This is a genomic window from Amycolatopsis sp. NPDC059657, assembly GCF_042734395.1.
In the GTDB taxonomy this organism is placed as follows: Bacteria; Actinomycetota; Actinomycetes; order Mycobacteriales; family Pseudonocardiaceae; genus Amycolatopsis.
This window is the reverse complement of record NZ_JBHWEB010000275.1, coordinates 1-1,142: the sequence shown is the minus strand read 5'-3', so window position 1 is coordinate 1,142 and position 1,142 is coordinate 1. Positions and strand designations below refer to the sequence as shown.

Below are 1,142 nucleotides of genomic sequence, written 5' to 3'. Positions count from 1 at the left end.
AACACGTGCCCCAAGGCAGGCGATCCCGGTCATTTCTGCACGGCCTCCTGCATCAAGGACGGCGCCGCGTCGGAGCGGAAGCAGTCGCGTGCGGCTGAAACGAACGCGGCGGTCACGAACACGACCGAGCGAACAGGTGCGCCGGTGAAGACGATCGACAACATCGTCGATGCCGCCGCGGGCCACGCCGATCCGGCGACGGCGGGGGCCCTCGCCGTCGGAGCTGTGGCAAGTGCCTCGGCCTCGGCCTGGCGTAGGTGGCGCGCCAAGTAATTCTCCGGTACCTCACGAAAGGAACTACCGATGACATCAAGAACGGTGAGATACAAAAGATCCTCGGGAAGGAGGATTGCGGGCATTCTCGCGGTGCTGTGCGTTTCCGCGGGATTCGCGCCGGCGCCGGCTTCGGCCGAATCGCAGGACAGCGAAAGCACCATGGCGCTGATCCAGGTGACGCTCACCAGTGTCGGCAACGGCCGCCTGCTGGACGTGCCGAACGGCGCCCGCGACAACGGCGTGGCGATCGTCGTCAACCCGGCGCCCGGCGCCGCCACGGGCTGGCGGGTCAACACCGCGGCGGGTGTCTCGTCGTTCACCATCGTCAACAACACCACGGGCAAATGCGCCGACGCGCCTGCCGCGCACTATCAGGTGCGGCAGCAGCCCTGCGATGGACGCGCGAGCGAGAAGTGGTACTTCCAGCCGGTCTCCGGGTCGCCGCAGAAGGCGTTCATGATCCGCCACGAGTCCGACAACATGTGCTTGACCACGCAGATTCCGCCCGGCACCGACAACGGGGTCTACACCAACGACTGCGACGCTTCGAAGTACCAGCAGTGGACCATCCCCGCCGACACCTACCAGGTGGCGTGGAGCGCGGCCGTCGACTACGCGGCGGCACGGTGCGCCAAGGACCACTCGAACTGCTCGTGGTCAACGACCAGCCAGGAGAAGCCGAAGCTGCTGCCGTCGGTGTGCGTCTCGCCGGTGTGGTTCAACGGCACGACGTCGTCGATTCCGTGGACGTTCTCCCTCAACACCTCCACCGGCTGGAAGAACACCATCGGGTTCAACCTGCAGACCCAGCTGACGGTCGGCGGCGAGGTCGCGCTGCTCAAGCTCGAAGTCTCCGCTTCGGTACA

At 66.2% G+C, this 1,142-nt stretch carries 2 protein-coding genes; one reads left to right on the top strand and one right to left on the bottom strand.

The window, feature by feature from the left end:
• Nucleotides 1-29: 29 nt before the first annotated feature.
• The gene (locus ACFV15_RS48190) at nucleotides 30-437 is read right to left on the bottom strand and encodes a hypothetical protein (RefSeq protein ID WP_378360255.1); all 408 of its coding nucleotides are present in this window, start codon (nucleotides 435-437) and stop codon (nucleotides 30-32) included.
• On the opposite strand from ACFV15_RS48190, the gene ACFV15_RS48185 reads away from it, so the two are divergent.
• On the top strand, nucleotides 436-1,142 hold a 707-nt coding region (locus tag ACFV15_RS48185; protein WP_378360253.1), incomplete at its 3' end, for an RICIN domain-containing protein. The two genes, ACFV15_RS48190 and ACFV15_RS48185, sit on opposite strands and share 2 nt — an antisense overlap.